This is a genomic window from Geodermatophilus sp. SYSU D01119 (assembly GCF_054049975.1).
This window is the reverse complement of record NZ_JBJGYL010000028.1, coordinates 1-15,420: the sequence shown is the minus strand read 5'-3', so window position 1 is coordinate 15,420 and position 15,420 is coordinate 1. Positions and strand designations below refer to the sequence as shown.

Annotated in this window: 13 protein-coding genes; 6 read left to right on the top strand and 7 right to left on the bottom strand. The window is 72.3% G+C overall.

Annotation, left to right across the window (positions count from 1 at the left end; genetic code table 11):
- Nucleotides 1–72 precede the first annotated feature (72 nt).
- Complete coding sequence (locus ACI79X_RS18980) at nucleotides 73–303, top strand: hypothetical protein (RefSeq protein ID WP_457026976.1); 231 nt, start codon at nucleotides 73–75, stop codon at nucleotides 301–303.
- A gap of 329 nt (nucleotides 304–632) precedes the next feature.
- Here ACI79X_RS18980 and ACI79X_RS18975 read toward each other — a convergent pair whose 3' ends face one another.
- A complete protein-coding gene (locus tag ACI79X_RS18975) occupies nucleotides 633–1,406 on the bottom strand; it encodes an Eco29kI family restriction endonuclease (RefSeq protein ID WP_457026975.1) in 774 nt (257 codons plus the stop codon).
- Nucleotides 1,407–1,501: 95 nt separating this feature from the next.
- On the opposite strand from ACI79X_RS18975, the gene ACI79X_RS18970 reads away from it, so the two are divergent.
- Together ACI79X_RS18970 and ACI79X_RS18965 are read left to right on the top strand one after the other, a co-directional pair.
- A complete protein-coding gene (locus tag ACI79X_RS18970; RefSeq protein WP_457026974.1) occupies nucleotides 1,502–2,731 on the top strand; it encodes a DNA cytosine methyltransferase in 1,230 nt (409 codons plus the stop codon).
- A gap of 19 nt (nucleotides 2,732–2,750) precedes the next feature.
- Complete coding sequence (locus tag ACI79X_RS18965) at nucleotides 2,751–3,263, top strand: very short patch repair endonuclease (protein ID WP_457026973.1); 513 nt, start codon at nucleotides 2,751–2,753, stop codon at nucleotides 3,261–3,263.
- Nucleotides 3,264–3,270: 7 nt separating this feature from the next.
- Here ACI79X_RS18965 and ACI79X_RS18960 read toward each other — a convergent pair whose 3' ends face one another.
- The 3 genes from ACI79X_RS18960 to ACI79X_RS18950 form a co-directional block, all read right to left on the bottom strand.
- Nucleotides 3,271–4,167, bottom strand: coding sequence for an Eco29kI family restriction endonuclease (locus ACI79X_RS18960; RefSeq protein WP_457026972.1), 897 nt, complete (start codon nucleotides 4,165–4,167; stop codon nucleotides 3,271–3,273).
- A 107-nt stretch (nucleotides 4,168–4,274) separates the two neighbouring features.
- A complete protein-coding gene (locus tag ACI79X_RS18955; protein WP_457026971.1) occupies nucleotides 4,275–7,535 on the bottom strand; it encodes a UvrD-helicase domain-containing protein in 3,261 nt (1,086 codons plus the stop codon).
- Nucleotides 7,532–10,630 carry a PD-(D/E)XK nuclease family protein gene (locus tag ACI79X_RS18950; protein WP_457026970.1) on the bottom strand — a complete coding sequence of 1,033 codons (3,099 nt, stop codon included), beginning with the start codon at nucleotides 10,628–10,630 and terminating at the stop codon, nucleotides 7,532–7,534. The genes ACI79X_RS18955 and ACI79X_RS18950 overlap by 4 nt, the downstream gene beginning before the upstream one ends.
- A 285-nt stretch (nucleotides 10,631–10,915) precedes the next feature.
- Here ACI79X_RS18950 and ACI79X_RS18945 point away from each other — a divergent pair, with 285 nt between their 5' ends.
- Genes ACI79X_RS18945 through ACI79X_RS18935 form a run of 3 tightly spaced genes read left to right on the top strand, consistent with a single transcriptional unit; the run spans nucleotide 10,916 to nucleotide 13,196 of the window.
- Nucleotides 10,916–12,610, top strand: coding sequence for an NERD domain-containing protein (locus tag ACI79X_RS18945; protein ID WP_457026969.1), 1,695 nt, complete (start codon nucleotides 10,916–10,918; stop codon nucleotides 12,608–12,610).
- A complete protein-coding gene (locus ACI79X_RS18940) occupies nucleotides 12,607–13,017 on the top strand; it encodes a hypothetical protein (protein ID WP_457026968.1) in 411 nt (136 codons plus the stop codon). Before ACI79X_RS18945 ends, ACI79X_RS18940 begins: the two co-directional genes overlap by 4 nt.
- Nucleotides 13,014–13,196, top strand: coding sequence for a zinc-ribbon domain-containing protein (locus tag ACI79X_RS18935; protein ID WP_457026967.1), 183 nt, complete (start codon nucleotides 13,014–13,016; stop codon nucleotides 13,194–13,196). Before ACI79X_RS18940 ends, ACI79X_RS18935 begins: the two co-directional genes overlap by 4 nt.
- Before the next feature lie 36 nt (nucleotides 13,197–13,232).
- Here the strand turns inward: ACI79X_RS18935 and ACI79X_RS18930 are convergent, their stop codons facing one another.
- From ACI79X_RS18930 to ACI79X_RS18920, 3 genes are all read right to left on the bottom strand, one after another.
- Nucleotides 13,233–14,084, bottom strand: a complete 852-nt coding sequence (locus ACI79X_RS18930) for a metallophosphoesterase (RefSeq protein ID WP_457026966.1) — start codon at nucleotides 14,082–14,084, stop codon at nucleotides 13,233–13,235.
- Nucleotides 14,085–14,153: 69 nt separating this feature from the next.
- Nucleotides 14,154–14,474 carry a hypothetical protein gene (locus ACI79X_RS18925; protein ID WP_457026965.1) on the bottom strand — a complete coding sequence of 107 codons (321 nt, stop codon included), beginning with the start codon at nucleotides 14,472–14,474 and terminating at the stop codon, nucleotides 14,154–14,156.
- A 434-nt stretch (nucleotides 14,475–14,908) separates the two neighbouring features.
- Nucleotides 14,909–15,286: a gamma-glutamylcyclotransferase family protein gene (locus tag ACI79X_RS18920; RefSeq protein ID WP_457026964.1), complete on the bottom strand. Its 378-nt coding sequence runs from the start codon at nucleotides 15,284–15,286 to the stop codon at nucleotides 14,909–14,911.
- Between the last annotated feature and the right edge of the window lie 134 nt (nucleotides 15,287–15,420).

The window sequence follows — 15,420 nt, the reverse complement described above, 5'->3', positions numbered from 1 at the left end:
AAGCCACTGCGGGGGATCTCGACTGAGGTCCCCGATGAATGGATTCGTAAAACGGAGAATCAAATGGCAATCGTGAGGTCCCTCGAGTGGGTTGCTCAGGGCGGTCGCGTCCATCCCACCGAAGTCGACTGCGAGGTCCGCGCCATCGTGGAGCAAGGATCAACCTACCTACAGATCAGCTCGTTCGGGTCGGACCAACGGCGGCGTGAGAAAAAGGTCAGCCAGACCCTGCAGTTCGACCGGGAGTCCGCTTTGGCGCTGGCGGTGCTCATTGAGCGGGTGTTCGGTCGGCCGTCCTCGTGAGGAGTGGGACGGCAGGAGTCATAACGGAGGGCTGTGCGAGTTCAATGGCGGCGTCGCCGGGGTGGCGGATCTCGTTGCCTACGGGACTCCACTGCCTCTTTCGTGACGACGAGGCCGTTGTTTTTGGCGATGTGAGGCAATCCCGTGGGCTTCCCGTGGCTTGCTAGGCGGGGATTCGCCGCGGCGGCGCGCGATGTGCAGCTCGGCGTCGTGTGCCAGTAGGGGTTGCCGACGCATGGATCGCCGAATCGCTCGGGTGTACGTCGAAGCATGCGCCGTAGAGATAGTCAGGAGTGCCTGCGGGACTTGTGCGCGGAACGGCTACCGCCCTAGGTCGAATGCCAGGTCATGAGCGCGTCCGGATACGTTCGCCGCTCTCGATAGAGAATCACGTAACCAGGCAGGCCTGTCACTTGCCAACCTGCTGGTAGGGCTGCACAAAGTACGCTGAAGATCTCGGCGGCGGTCTCGATTGACTCATGTAATTGAACATGCGTGTCCTCCAAGTCAACGTGGTGTCGGTCTCCGTTTCCGGAGTCGCGGCGTTCGTATCGGAGGTTGTAGGGCAGTTCTCGCTTCAGCCATTCGAGAATCTGCGCTGCCGTGTGATTGCCCCGGGGGATGGCGCACGGCCAATCGAGGTTGATCGGATAGAGGGCGTCGAAGTGACCTGGTTTGACTCGACTTGTGTCTCGCTGTCGGCCCGGGTCCTTGTTGCCGAAACCGTTCGTGTTCCACAGGCCCGCGGAGCCTGCGTACTTCTTGATGAGCAGTTCTTCAGGCGCTGTCGCGGCCAGGTCTTCCAATACATAGGCGCATACGAAGTTGACGTCTGCGACGTTGATGTTGCGCCGTCCGCGGATCTTCCAGTAGTGGTTCTCGAGTCGATCCGCGAGGCTGCGATCTGCCTTCCCCACGTAGACTCGCGCGTTCCGTAGGTAGAGTTCGTACACGCCACCGGACGCTCGCAGCGTCGTGAGGGCGGCGGGGTCCAGCGGGGTAGGCGTGCAGGTGGCGATCGCGGCTGCCAACTGCTCCTTCAGCGCCTCGGTGATGGACAACCGGAAGTCGACGTCTGGACGGCTGGGCGTACTGCTCGTCACGCGCGGACTTTGTCACACGTAGCCTCTGGTTCCGGTGAGCCCACGCCAGTGGCGGCTCCCCGGAACTGTCCCTTGGCTCGCGTAGCTTGGTTGACGTGGAACCTCTGCCCGTAGCGAGCGGCCGTAGTGAGCCGGTCACCGAGGTCGGCACGAGCGTCGAGCTGTTCACTGGGGGAGGCGGGTTGGCCATGGCCATGCACCGCGCCGGCTTCAGGCACCTCTTGGTCAACGAGTTCAACCACCGCGCCTGCTCCACCCTGCGCAGCAACCTGGCGGTGGACTACGCGGAGGCGGCGCCGCTGCCCACGACGCTCGACGACCCGTGGCCCCTCGTCGAGGGTGACGTGCGCGGGGTGGACTTCAGTCGCCTCGAGGGTCAGGTCGACATCGTGGCCGGGGGTGTCCCGTGTCAGCCGTTCAGTCTCGGTGGCGCTCACCGCGGGCACATGGACGAGCGCAACATGTGGCCCGAACTGCTGCGGTGTGTTCGTGAGACGCGGCCCCGGGTGATCGTCGCCGAGAACGTCAAGGGCCTGCTACGACCGTCGTTCGACCCCTACTGGCAGTACATCCTCCGGGAAATCGAGGCGCCGTTCGAAGAGCGGGTCGAGGGTGAGGCCTGGCAGGACCACGACAAGCGTCTGGTCAAGGCCCAGCGCACGGCCGCCGAGGACGACGCCGACAGGTACGACGTGCACTTCAAGCTGGTGAACGCCGCCGACTACGGCGTGCCGCAGGTCCGCTGGCGGGTCTTCATTGTTGCCTTCCGCAGGGACCTTGGTGTGACGTGGGGCTTCCCGGCCCCCACGCACTCGGCCGCATCACTCGTCGCGGCCCAGGCCGATGGTTCGTACTGGGACGAGCACGGCTTGGCCCATCGTCATCCGGTCTTCACGACTCCAGTGACGGGATCGCTGGACCTGCCGCGTTGGCGCACCCTGCGCGACGCCATCGGTGATCTGCCCGAGCCGGTCGAGCGCCAGGAAACTCAGGGATATGCGCATCACGTGGGCTGGCCCGGTGCGCGCACCTATCCCGGTCACACCCCGAACTCCTTGGACAAGCCAGCGAAGACCGTGAAGGCCGGCGTGCACGGTGTCCCGGGCGGCGAGTCGGTCCTCCTGCGAGACGACGGCTCCATCCGCTATCTGACGGTGCGTGAAGTCGCACGCATCATGACGTTCCCCGACAGCTGGACCCTCGACGGCCCGCGTGGCGAGCAAATGCGCCAACTGGGCAACGCCGTGCCGGTCGAGCTCGCTCACGCGATCCTTGGCTCGGTCGCGACGGCGGCCACGCCGACTCTTCGGGCCGCCTCCCGCTAGGCCCGGTACAGGAGCACGCGTGGCACGGCTCGGTCCTCGTGACCCCGCAGTCACGAGCCGGATGATGTCCAAGGTCCGATCGAAGGACAGCAAGGCGGAGAAGGCGCTCCGACGTGTGCTGCACCGGCACGGCCTGCGCTACCGACTCCATGCTCGCGATTTGATTGGGTCTCCTGATCTGGTCAATCGCTCCCGCAAGATCGCCGTCTTCGTCGATGGCGACATGTGGCACGGCAATCCCGGGGAGCCGGCGCGTCGGGGGAGGGTGAGCTTTGCGGACCTCTTCCCGACGCGGACCGAGTGGTGGCTCGAGAAAATCGAACGGAACAGGGCTCGAGACCAGTACGTGACGGCGAGTCTGGAGAGCGCCGGGTACCGGGTGATCCGGCTGTGGGAGCGGGACGTCCTGTCGGATCCGGAGGCGGCCGCCGCGGAGGTCATCGCCGCCTGGCGCGGTGGCCTTCCCGCGGCGGAGAACAGTGGTCCGGAGGCTCATCAATGTCAGAAACCCGCCGACGCCGCCGACGACTGAACTCCCGTCAGCTGGCGAGCTCCTCCTCAGCCTCCTCGAAGGCCTCCTCGACGGCCTCCTCGACGGCCTCCTCGACGGCCTCGTCGACCGGCCCATTCGCGACCCTGTAGTCGGACTCGCTGACGGCCATGCCCATGCGCTCCACTTCGTCGAGGAAGCGGCGCAGATCGTGGACAACGAACCGGCGGTCCGGATCACCGGAAGCCGCCGGGGTCCAGATCATGCCCGGGCGATCCGCGCGCAGTGCGTTCAGCTCGAGCAGCTTGTCGTCGCCGTCCGGCATCAGACTGATGGCGATTCCCCGCCTGACCTGCTGTTCCAACTCCGCGAGCGTGAAGTAGCGGTTGGGGAGCTGACCGGCCCTCGGGCGGCCCGGGTGGATGGTGTCCCACGCCGACCGGGCGTTCCGGCGGTACGAGCCCGGGGCATTGGAGCCGAAGCCGTTCATGAGCGTGTTCCACAGAACCGGGCGGTACCGCCGGAGGAGCGCCCGTTCTCCCAACACAATCCAGGCGTCGTCCAGCTTGAGATAGCGAACGCTGAAGTCGTCGACGGTCAGCGGGTGCCCGCTGACACCGGTCACCTCGCTGATGCTGCGTGAGTGCTTGACGATGCGGTTGAAGAGCTTAGGCGCCGCATAGTCCGGCGCGAACCCGTAGCTGCTGTTCCCCGCCTCCGCCTTGCCCACGTAAACGGGCACGTCCGTGCCGGCGAGGTCCGCGTAAAGGCCTCGACCCGACGTCGCATACAGCGCGTACAGGCCTGATCCGTCAAACCGCGGCGGCGGAAAGGCGAGCGCCGGCTGACTGTCCAGTCGCTCCTGAAGGACTCGGCCGATCTCCTCGGGGTTCAGCGGGTTGAAGCGGTCCTCGATCACTGCGGCTGCCGCCGACGTCCCGTGCATGCGACCAGGTTAACGGCCCGTAAGCAGATGACTACTGACCTGCGCGGCGGACCCACTCGAACTTGGCAGGTCTCTACCCTCGCGGACCGGTGGCACGAATCGATCGCTCAGACCGTCGCGGGGAGTGGGACGACCGCCGCGGCCTCCGGGCCCAGGAACGCCAGACGCGCCTCGATGTTCTCGGCGGCGCCTGCGTCGGCGAGCATCCGGGTGTAGGCGCGAAGCTGGGGCGCGTAGTAGCGCGAGCGCGCTGCTATCGCGACTCCGGGGATGGCGTCGGTCTTGTAGTCGACGACCACCAGCGAACCGTCGTCCTCCCGGTACACGAGGTCCACGAAGCCCTCGAGCACGGTGCCGTCCTTCACGGTGCCCACGTACATCTCCCGCCAGTGGGGTCGCTGCGCGGCCCGCCGGATCTCCGGCGCAGCCAGTGCGGAGCGCACGAGAGCCGCCACGAGCTCCGTCTCGTCGTCCACGTTCTCGGCGACGCACTGCGCGGCCACGGCGGCGTCCAGGCCGTCGCCGGTGCGCAGGTCGATTGCCTGCAGCACGCCATGCACTGCCCGCCCGATCGCCGTGCCGTGCCGGCCCTTCGCCCACGGCGGCAGCTCGACGTTGACCGGCCCCTTGGCCTCGCCCGCGCGGCTCTCGTCGGCGGTCAGCACGACCTCGGGCTCGGTGCCCTCCAGGCCCGACGCCGAGACGGACGCCGCTCGCCGGCCCGCCTCGCGGGCCCGCTCGACGCTCGCGAGCCAGGCCGCGTACTCCGGCAGCTGCGGCCCGTCGGTGGCCGACCCCTCGGGTTCGCCGTCTTCGTGCCGCTCGGGCGCCGCCCAGGCCTCGGCGCCCTCGGTGGCGCCGCCCTCGGCCAGCCGGTAGGCCGCGGTGCGCGTGGTCGAGCCGGCACAGCGGTGCAGGGAGACGACCAAGTGGTCCTGCGCCCGCGTTGCGGCGACGTAGAGGAGCCGGAGCCCCTCCTCCTCGCTCATCTGCTCGTCGATGGGCGCCGCGGTGGCGAAGTCACCCGTGCTGACGTGCTTGGACAACGACACCGCGTAGCCGCCGCCCTCCGGCCAGAGCACCCGGACGCCGGACTGCCGGCGCGGCTCCGTAGTCATGCCGCTCATCACGACGATCGGGAACTCCAGGCCCTTCGCCGCGTGGACGGTCATGATGCGCACCGAGCGGGCGTCGGTCTCGGGCAGCGCCGACTCGCTGACCCGGGTGGTCTCCCCGCCCTGCAGCGCGGCCCAGGCCAGGTAGGCGCGCAGCCCACCGTGCTCCGACTCGGTCCAGGCGCGGGCCTGGTCGACGACGAAGCGCAGCGCGCGCCAGTCGTCCCGCGCCCGCTGGCCCGTCGCGGCCACCTCGAACATCCGCCGGTCGGCCACCAGGGTGGCCAGCACCTGCGCCGGCGTCATCCACCGGGCCCGCCCGTGCAGCCCGGCGAGGTAGGCCACCGCCCGGCCGACGGGGGAGCTGGATACGTCGTCGGGCGCGGGAACGAGCAGGTGGAAGGCCCCGCCGGCATGCTTCCACGTCCACAGGTCGTCGTCACCGCAGGCGAACAGCGGCGAGCGGAGCGCGGTGACCAGCGCATGGGCGTCGCTGGGGTCGGCGATCGCACGGGTGGCAGCCAGCAGGTCGCGCACCACCGGCGCCTGGTACACCAGCGAGCTCGCCTCGGCCCGGTACGCGATGCCGGCCGAGTCCAGCGCGGCCTCGAGCGCCGGCAGCGACGTCCGCGACGGGACGAGGATGGCGATGTCGTCGAGCCGGGCGTCCCGCCAGGTCTTCGTGACCCCGTCGCGGACCTGCCACTTCTCCGCGACGGCCTGCCGCACGACGCCGGCGACGTCGGCGGCCTCCCGCGCGCGCAGCGCGTCCGCGTTCAGCTCCTCCTCGTGGGCCTCTGCTCCCACGACGACGACCGCGGGTCCACCCTCCTGCGCCGGTGCCCGGTCGGCCTTGAGCGGGCGGTACCCGGGCTGGACGCCGGGCTGGAACCGCATCAGCCGGCCGAAGACCTGGTTGATCCAGTCGAGCACGGCGGGCACGGTGCGGAAGTTGGTCGTCAGCTCAATGTTCGTGCCACGCCGCTGCCCGAACACCTCCTGCGCCCGCAGGTAGACGCCGATGTCGGCGCGGCGGAACCGGTAGATCGACTGCTTGGGGTCGCCGACGACGAACAGGGACCCGGCGGGGACCTCGACGTCCTCCCAGCGCTCCTGCGTGGCCGCGGCGCCGCCGGCGATGCGGACGGCGAGCTCGATCTGGATGGGGTCGGTGTCCTGGAACTCGTCGAGCAGCAGCCTGGGGTAGCGCCGCTGCAGGGCCGCCCGCACGCCCGCGTCGCGGAGGACTTCGCGGGCCAGCACGAGCAGGTCAAGGAACTCCAGCCGCCCGGCGGTGCGACGCTCCTCGGCGGCCTGCACGGCGGACGCCGCCAGCCACCGGGCCAGGATGCGCAGGGTCTGCTCGACGACGTCCCGGACGACCTCGGCGGCCTGGGCGACGAGCTCCTTGCAGTCGGCTCGGAGGGCGTCCAGCCGGTCCTTGCCGCCCCAGTTGGGTCCCTGGCCGTGCTGGAGGTTCAGGCCGGCGGCGGCGCGGAGGACGTCGAAGCGGTCCGCCGTCCCCTCGGCCGCGCCCAGGCGCCGGCCCCACGCGCCGATCGCCTCGAGCTTGGGCAGGAACTTGTCGTCGTGCTGGGTGCAGTCGGAGGCCCGTTCGGCGAGCTCCGCCGCGCGCTCGACCAGGCGCTCCAACTCGCGGATCTCCACGGACGACGGCGCGCCGGACTCGCCCAGAATGCGGTCCCGGGCCAAGTCCCAGTCGTTGCCGAGCAGCTTGGCCAGCGTCCGCAGGTGGTCCAGCGTCACGCCCGCCGACATCGCCAGCAGGAGCGTCGGGGCGATGGCGTCGTCGTCCAGCAGCCGGCGGCGCTGCTCGGCCCACCGCTCCTCGAAGGCGACTGACGAGCTCAGCTCGTCGGCCACCTCGACCAGGGGCGGCAGCCCGGCCTGGATGGGGTGCTCGCCGAGGATGCGCTGGGCGAAGGAGTGCAGCGTGCCGATGGCGGCGCTGTCGAGGTCGTCGAGGGCCCGGTCGGCCAACGGGTGGCGGGCCTGCTCCAGGGCCGCCCGCAGGCGGTCCCGGAGCTCGGCCCCGGCCTTCTCGGTGAAGGTGACGGCTGCGATCGCGCGCAGGGGTACCTCGTCGACCAGGACGAGGCGGACGATGCGCTCCACCAGGCTGCGCGTCTTGCCCGACCCGGCGCCCGCCTCGACGAAGAGGGTGCGGTCGGTGTCCTCGCAGATGACCCGACGCTGCTCGGCGTCCTCCAGGGGCAGCTTGCTCTCGGTCACGCGTCGGCTCCATCGGTGTCGGTGGGGGCGGCGGGCGCAGGCGGCAGCGGCTCGACGAGCGCCACCAGGTCGGCGAGCAGGGGGTCGGTCTTCAGGCGCTCCCAGCGCCGGCGCGTCTGGACGTGCCCGATCCCGTCGGGGTTGCAGTACCAGCACTGGACGTGGGTCCTGTCGGCTGCAGCCGGCGGCCGCAGCGGGAAGAGGCCGGCGCGGATGCTGGTCACGATGGTCAGCAGGGTCTCCGCGTACCGGGTCTCGACGGCCTCGGTCAGCGGGACGTCGATGCGCCGCCGCTCCTTGCCCACGAACCAATACCCGGCCTCGACGACGGTGTCGCGGTCGCCGTGCACCTGCCGGACGGCGTGCGCGTACACCGGCAGCTGCAGCTTGCTCCCCCCGAGTACCGGGTCGCGCGCGCCCAGGCCCTTGAACGGCTTGCTGCTGCCGCTCTTGATGTCGGAGACGACGAGGCGGCCGTCCGCGGTCCGGTCCACCTTGTCCGCCGAGCCCCGCATCAGCAGGGTCGTGCCGTCGGGCAGCGCGATCGCTACCGGGGCCGCGCCGTGCATGCCGAACGGCATCTCACTGGCGATGACCGCCGCCTGGTTGTCGGCGCGCCAGGCGTCGTCGTCGTCGAGCATCGCCTGCAGGTCGTCCTGGATCCCGGCGAGGGCCTTTTGCCACAGCCGCCGGTGGCCGGTCCGGCCGTCGGCGGCCAGCGTCGCGGCCAGCCCGGCGGCGATGTCCCGGAGCCGATCGCGCTGCTCGCGGCTCCACGGCCGGCCGTGGCCGGGCAGCGAGTCGGGGAACGCCTTGACCAGCGCGTCAAAGGCGCCGTGGATCAGCGTCCCGACCTCGCGGGCGCTGACCGTGAGGAGGTCCTCGGGCTGCTCCACCGGGCGCACGCCGAGGAGCCGCTCGACGAAGTACCCGTGCGGGCAGGCGACGTAGGCCTCCAGCGACGTGGGGGAGACGACCCGGTCGGCGTCGAAGAAGCCGGGGAAGGCGGAGGCCACCGACGCGAGGTTGCCGTCGAAGCGGGTGAACCGATCGCTGCGCCGGGCGTCCACCAGCTCCCGGGCCGCGGCCAGCACCGGGTCACCGATCGGGCCGTGCCCGGCGTGCACGGCGGCGGTGCGCCACTCCTGCTCGCTCGCCGGCTGCCGCGTGGTCGTCAGGGATCCGGCGAACGACGGCGACGTCCACACCCCCGGGATCTGCGCCTTCGCCCAGTCGGTCGCCGCCAGCTCGGGGCGGCCGGCGAGCGCGCGCAGGGTGGGCAGCAGGAAACGGCTCGGCAGGTGCTCCCGCGACGCGCGAAGGTCGCCCCGCGGGAAGGAGGCCACAACCTCCGGGGCGGCGGCGAACGCCGCCAGCAGGTGGCGGTGCGCGGCGTCGACCTGTTCCCGCTGGCCGAGCAGCTGCCCGCCGGTGGCCAGGCGCGCCTCCTCGGGGAGCAGGGGGTCCTCGCGGAACCGACCCGGGTACAGGGCCTCGGCCAGCCCGACCACGTAGACGACGTCGGCGTCCAGGCCGACGGCGGCCGAGACCGGGGCGACGAGCACGCCCGTCCCGAAGCGCCCGTTGCGGGGCACCTCCCGCTCGAGCTGGCTCGTGATCGTCTCGCGCAGCGCGCCGAGGTCGGCGGGTGCGCCGAACTCGTCGAGCACGGCCACCGCCCGCAGCGCCCGCTGGAGCGCTGCGGCGGCGTCCTGCTCCTCCTTGGGCAGCCGGGTCAGCGCGTCCCGGTCCCCGAGCAGGGAGTGGGACAGGTCCAGCGCCCAGGCGCTGAGCTCGCGCCATTCGACCAGCCTGCGCCCCCGGTGCAGCTCCCCGCGCAGGTCGGCGACGAAGCGCCGCAGCGCGTCGGCAGCGCGGGCGTCGCTCTCGCGTCGTTCGGCGGACGGGCGGCGCGCCTCGTCGCCGGCGTCGCGTTCGGCCTGGGCGTGGTGCTCCTCGACGTAGCGGGTCAGGTGGCGGTCCCAGTCATCGCCCTGCACCACGCCCGCGGCGCGGGAGATCCGCTCCCACCGGGTCACCGGCACGCGGTCGCCCTCGAACCACACCGGCGCTGCGCTGAGCACGCGGAAAAGGTCGGCGCGGGGCACCTCGTTGCCGGCCAGGTCGAGCAGCTCGACGAAGGCGCGGGGGACCGCCCGCTCGTGCACCGGCCGGGTGCCCGGTCCGTTGACGGCGATGCCGGCCGCCCCGAGGTGCTCCTGGAGCAGCCGCGCGTAGGGGTCCCGGGCCGTGTACAGGACGGCGACGCGGTGCCCCGCCTGCTTCGGCTCGTCGGTCTCGCCCTCCGCCTGGCCCTCCGCCTCGTCGTCCCGGCTCAGCGCGGCGACCACCTCGCGGACGACGCAGCGCACCTCGTCGTCGGCGTCGGAGGCGGTGATGACGCGGTGCGCCGTGGGCGTCGCGGGTGCCGGCGGGACGTCCACGCCCACCTGCTGCAGGGAACGCCGGACCGCGTCGTCGGCGCGGGCGACCCCGGTCAGCCCCGCGACGACCCGGAGCCGGCCGCCGGCGGACAGGGCCCGAACGAAGTCGGCCTCGGCCCGCGTCAGCGCCTGGGGGAGGTAGAGGACGACGGCGCCGATCGCGACGACCCGGGTGGGGCGGTCGAGGCACAGCGTCGTGGCCGTGCGGAGGAGGTCCGTCTCGTCGTACCACTCGGCGCCGAGGCCGGACTCGACGTCGCCCATGAGCCGGACCAGGTCGGGCCCCAGTGCAGTCGCCGCCCCGACGGCGCGCCGCCCGGCGTCGTCGACGTCGCGCAGCTGGACGCCGGCACGGACCAGGGCCTCGACGGTGGCGGGGTGCTCGGCGACCGGCTCGAACACGCCGGGCGCCTTGAGCGCGCGCCGCCACGCGGCGGCCAGCACCGGCGCCGTGGCGGGCCGTCGCGGGTGCAGCACGGGCGCGGCGAGTTCCTCGGCCAGACGCTTGAGCGTCGTGGGGTAGATGGCCGCGATGCCCGGTCGCCCGTCCAGCCCCTGTGCGAGGAAGCGGCGGGCCGCGATGCCCGCGAGGTCGCTGGGCACCACAATGGTGACCGGCGACAGGGGGTCGCCGTTCTTGGCCGCGCGCACCGCGTCTCGCAGAGCCGTCAGGGCCGGTTGCCCGTAGCCGCTGGTCATGGATGTGTCGCCCCCGTTCCGGATTGCGGGAGAACGTAACAGCGGAACGTCACCGTTCAGGTGCACTCCGTCACTCAACGGCGGTGTGTCACCCAAAGTGGCGGTACCGACCGGGACCTCCTCCTCACGAGTCACGAGCGTTCTTGTTCCGCTACCTGAGGCCGCCGCGAGCGCCGATGACGGACCCGTGAGCCCGAACAACCCCGTGATCCCCGTGTCGCCCGGCGGAGGTGCCTGATGACGGCCCGCCTCCTCCCGGACGACCCGCAGTTCGAGTCCTCCGCCGAACGCAGCTTCGCCGAGGCGCTGCGCGACCAGTTACCGGGCGACGCGGTGATCATCTGCAACCAGCGCTTCACCGACGAGAGCGAGGACCGCGAGGCCGACCTGATCGTCGGCTGGCCCGGCGTCGGCATCGCCGTCATCGAGGTCAAGGGCGGAGCGGTCGAGATCCGCGGCCGGGAGTGGCGGCAGACCGGCGGGCGCGTGCGGGACAAGCGCATCCACCCCGTGGACCAGGCGCGCACGTGCATGTACCTGCTCCGCCGCTACCTGGGCGGGCACCGGGGCTGGGGCTCGTCCCGAGACCCGCGGATGGCCTTCTTCGTCGCGGTGCCCGCCACCGATCTGCCATCCGGGTTGGACCTGCCGGAGCTCCCGAGGTCGAGGGCGATCGGAAGTGCCGACGTGCCCCGCGCCGCCGACCGGATCCGCGCCGGGCTGCTCGCCGTGGGCAGCGGGCCGGCCGTCCCGACGGCGGACGACGTCCGGCGGCTCGAGGAGTGCCTCCTCGGCGCCGGTCTCCCTCCTCAGCAGGTGCTCGCCGACCTGCGCGAGCGCGGGGCCCGGGTCGAGCACCTGACCGGTGAGCAGGCCCGGGTGCTCGACCAGCTGGCGCTCAACCGGCGCGTCGAGGTCCGCGGCGGCCCGGGGTCGGGGAAGACGTGGCTGGCGCTGGAGAAGGCCCGGCGCCTCGCCGAGGACGGTCAGCGGGTGGCGCTGCTGTGCTACTCGCGAGGGCTCGCTGAGTACCTGCGGCGGCGCGCGGACGAGCTGCCCGCCAGGCAGCGACCGGCCTACGTGGGGACCTTCCACGGACTCGGGACCCTCTGGGGTCTCACTCCCGGCGCCGGCGACGACGACCGGTTCTTCTGGGACGAGGTGCTGCCCGCGCTCATGGCGGACGCCGCCGCCCTCCTGCCGGACGACGAGCGATTCGACGCTGTCGTCGTCGACGAGGCCCAGGACTTTGGCAGCAACTGGTGGACGACGGTCACGGCGGCGCTGCGCGACCCGGACCAAGCGCCGTTGTACATGTTCACCGACGGCGACCAGCAGGTCTTCCACCGCGACGGCGAGACGGGCCTCGACCTCGTCCCCTTCCTCCTGACCGAGAACCTGCGCAACACCAAGCAGATCGCCGGCACGTTCAGCAGCCTGCAGACGAACCGCCAGGTCCTCCGCGGCGGCAGCGGCGCGCCCGTCGTCTTCGTCGAGTGCGCGATGCAGGACGCCGTGGCGAGGGCCGACGCGGAGGTGCGCCGTCTCCGCGAGGAGGGGTGGCCTCCCGGCGGCATCGGCGTTGTCACGACGCGCCGCCGTCACCCGGAGCACGCCGCGCGGTTGGAGGAGCGGGGGGCAGACGGGTACTGGGCCTCGTTCTTCGAGGAGGGCGAGCCGTTCTACGGCCACGTGGCGGGGGTTAAGGGCCTCGAGTGGCCGGCCGTGGTGCTCGCAGTCGACGGGTTCAACGAGAACGCCCGCGCCGAGCGGCTGCTCCACGTCGGCCTCTCCCGCGCCCGCGACCTGTTGATCGTCTGCGGTGACCTCGACGTCCTCCGCCGAGCGGGCGGGGAGGGCGTCCACCGCCGGCTCCTCGCCGCCCGCCGCTCCACGACCACCCCCTCGACCTCCCCAGGAGCCCCCCGATGAACCAGCACCTGCAGACCCTCTGGGCCCTCGCCGTGGCGGAGTACCCCACCGTCGACGCGCAGGACTTCCACGCCGTCCACCTCACCTACGGGCCCGCGTTCGGGCCGTGGCGCGCGGTCGAGGTCGTCGCCGGCGAGAAGCCCGTGGCGACGCTCGCCGCCGGGGGAGCGCTGACCGACGTCCCGGCCGCGCTGCGCCGGGTCGCGGCCGACTGGCGCGACCTGACCGAGAGCGACCTCTCCGGCAGCCTCCCCGCCTGCCCGGACGCCCCGACGGCCGGCGACGTCGCCCTGCAGGCACCGCACGGCCTGCTCGTGCACCGCGGCCTGGTGCGGCTCGCCGGCGAGGCACCCGGCACCCGGGTTCCGGCCGACCTGCCGCTGGCGATCGGGAAGGCCGCCTCGTGACGACCACCCCGTTCACGCCGGAGAACATCCACCAGGGCGACGACGGCCGGTGGTGCCACGACGGCGTGGACGTCACCGACCGTCCGGTCTGGTGGACCTGCCCGCAGGGGCACGACTATCAGCGCAGCATCGCCGGGGCGATCGCCGCGGCGGGGCGCTGCCCGGGATGCGAGGGCTGAGGTCGCTGCCGATCCCCTGATGCGCAGCCGCGCGCGTCAGAGGATCGGCGCCCGCGCCACCACCCGGGCGCCGGCGAAGACCAGCGGCGACCACGAGCCCGCCACCGACCATCCCCACCCCGGGTCGACGCCGGCGAAGTGCCGGCTGCCGATCACCCCGCGCAGGTGCCGGCACCGCCGGACGGGCACGAAACGCGCCGCCACCTCGGGTGGGCACCGCCAGGCCCGTGTCGCCCAGTCGAAGGCGCTGGAGTGCCCGTGCACCTGCCCGAACGGCACCGGCCGCCCGGCTCGCTCGTGCCCCAGCCACGACGGGTACACCTCGTGGCCGGCCTCAGCCCACAGCGGCCCAGCGTCCGGATCGTCGCCTCCGGCCCGCATCATGCGGCCGGCCGCCCACAGCATGGCCGGATCGGTCTCGCGCAGACCGTCGAGCAGCGGTACTGCCTCCCGGACGTCGCCCGGTGCGCTGATCCGCCCCCACACCCCGGCGGTCAGGCCCGCGTGCGTGACCAGCAGGTCGCCGTGGTCGGTCGACAGGCCGGCGGCGACCGTCATCCGTCCGTCCCGCCACCAGGTGCGGAGGAGGTCCTGGTCCTCCGGCGCCAGGGCCCGCAGCCAGGGGAAGTGCGGCGCCTGAGGGAGGTACAGCCCCTCGTGGTTGCCCGCCAACTGAACCCAGTGCTCGGGTTGCCGAATGAGGAAGCCGTCGACCATCCGCAGGACCTCGGCCGACGCCGGCCCGCGGTGCACCAGGTCACCGACCTGGACGACGGTGAGGTCGGCGGGCAGCGTCTCACTGCCGGGGTCCATGCCGAGGTCGACCAGGGCCTCCCGCAGGCGGTCGGCATGGCCGCCGATGTCCCCGATCACCGCCACGCGGCGCACGCGTCTCTCCCTCCGACGGGGCGCGCGGCTTCGCTCCCGAGGAGCGAGGCCGCGGGCGCGGATGTCCGCCTACCGGGCCGCGAGCGGCTGCGCCGCGACGGCGGTCTGCGCACCCAGGGCCTGAAGCGCGGGCACGATCTCCGCGGCGTGTGCGGCTTCCATCTCGTGGACGGCCCGCGTGAACAGGGCGTCGTCGGGGATCTCCCCGGCGCAGGTGGTGGGCGGCATCCCCAGGTCGGCGGCGGTGAGTTCGCGACCGCGCCAGCCGCACCAGCACCCCAGGACGATGCGCTCGATGCCCTCGTCGAGCCAGCAGGCTGCCTCCACCCACTCACCGCCGGCGGTGCGCCGCAGCGGGACGAGGTCCAGGGTGTGGGTGTCGACGGTCATGTGGTGGCTCCTCTTGTCGGAATGGCAATTGCGGACGACGCGAATTCGCGGTGTCGGCCGATGCGTCAATTGTCGTGACGGTGTGTGACAGAACTGCGGTCCTCGTTGTCGGGAATGGCCCGATCCGGTGAACGGCGTTGCCATTCGTGCTGTGCGGGGCGAGCGGCCGCAGGGGGATGTCCGAGGCGCTTCAGGGCCTGGTCCAGAGCGCGGGCGATATCGTCGGCTCACTCGGCCCTCTGCTCCGGAGTGACCGGGACAGGAGGGAGCAAGGACCCGTCCGAGTCGCAGTTCACGTCGAGCTCGGGATGTCGCCGCACCCAGTCCCGGTTGCCCGCGGCCAGGGCGGCGAGGTACTGCTCGCGGGTCAGGTGCGGAGGCCGGGTGTGGCCGGTGTGACCGTGCATGTCGTCCTGGGTTTGCTCTCTCTCCGGTCACCAACTATCGATCGCGGTGAAGTCCGTGGTGGCGCCGGGCCAGCGATAGGTCCAGCAGGGCGTGCCGTCCGCGGTGGTCACCCGGACCCGCTGGAACAGGCCGACCGCGACGCCCTCGATCGCGTCCAGCAGGGCCAGCGCCTCCGCGACCCGGGAGGGGACGAGCGGAACGAGGACGCCGGGGACCGGGGCGGCGCCGGAGGTCATGGCCGGCCAGCCGTACCCGGTGTCCCACAGGGCTCCACGCACCGCCGTCTCCCGCACGCCGGCGGGCTCGTCGGCGAAGGGGGCGAGCGCCGGCCAGCGGGCGTGTCCGGGCTTGAGCGTGCCGTAGACGAAGACGGTCCGGAGTTCGGGCGTGGTGTGTTCTGCCATGGGTTCTCCCCTCGATCGACGGCCTCCCCGGGGTGGGGGGGGGGGGGGGGGGGGGGGGGGGGGGGGGGGGGGGGGGGGGGGGGGGGGGGGGGGGGGGGGGGGGGGGGGGGGGGGGGGGGGGGTGGGGGGGGTGG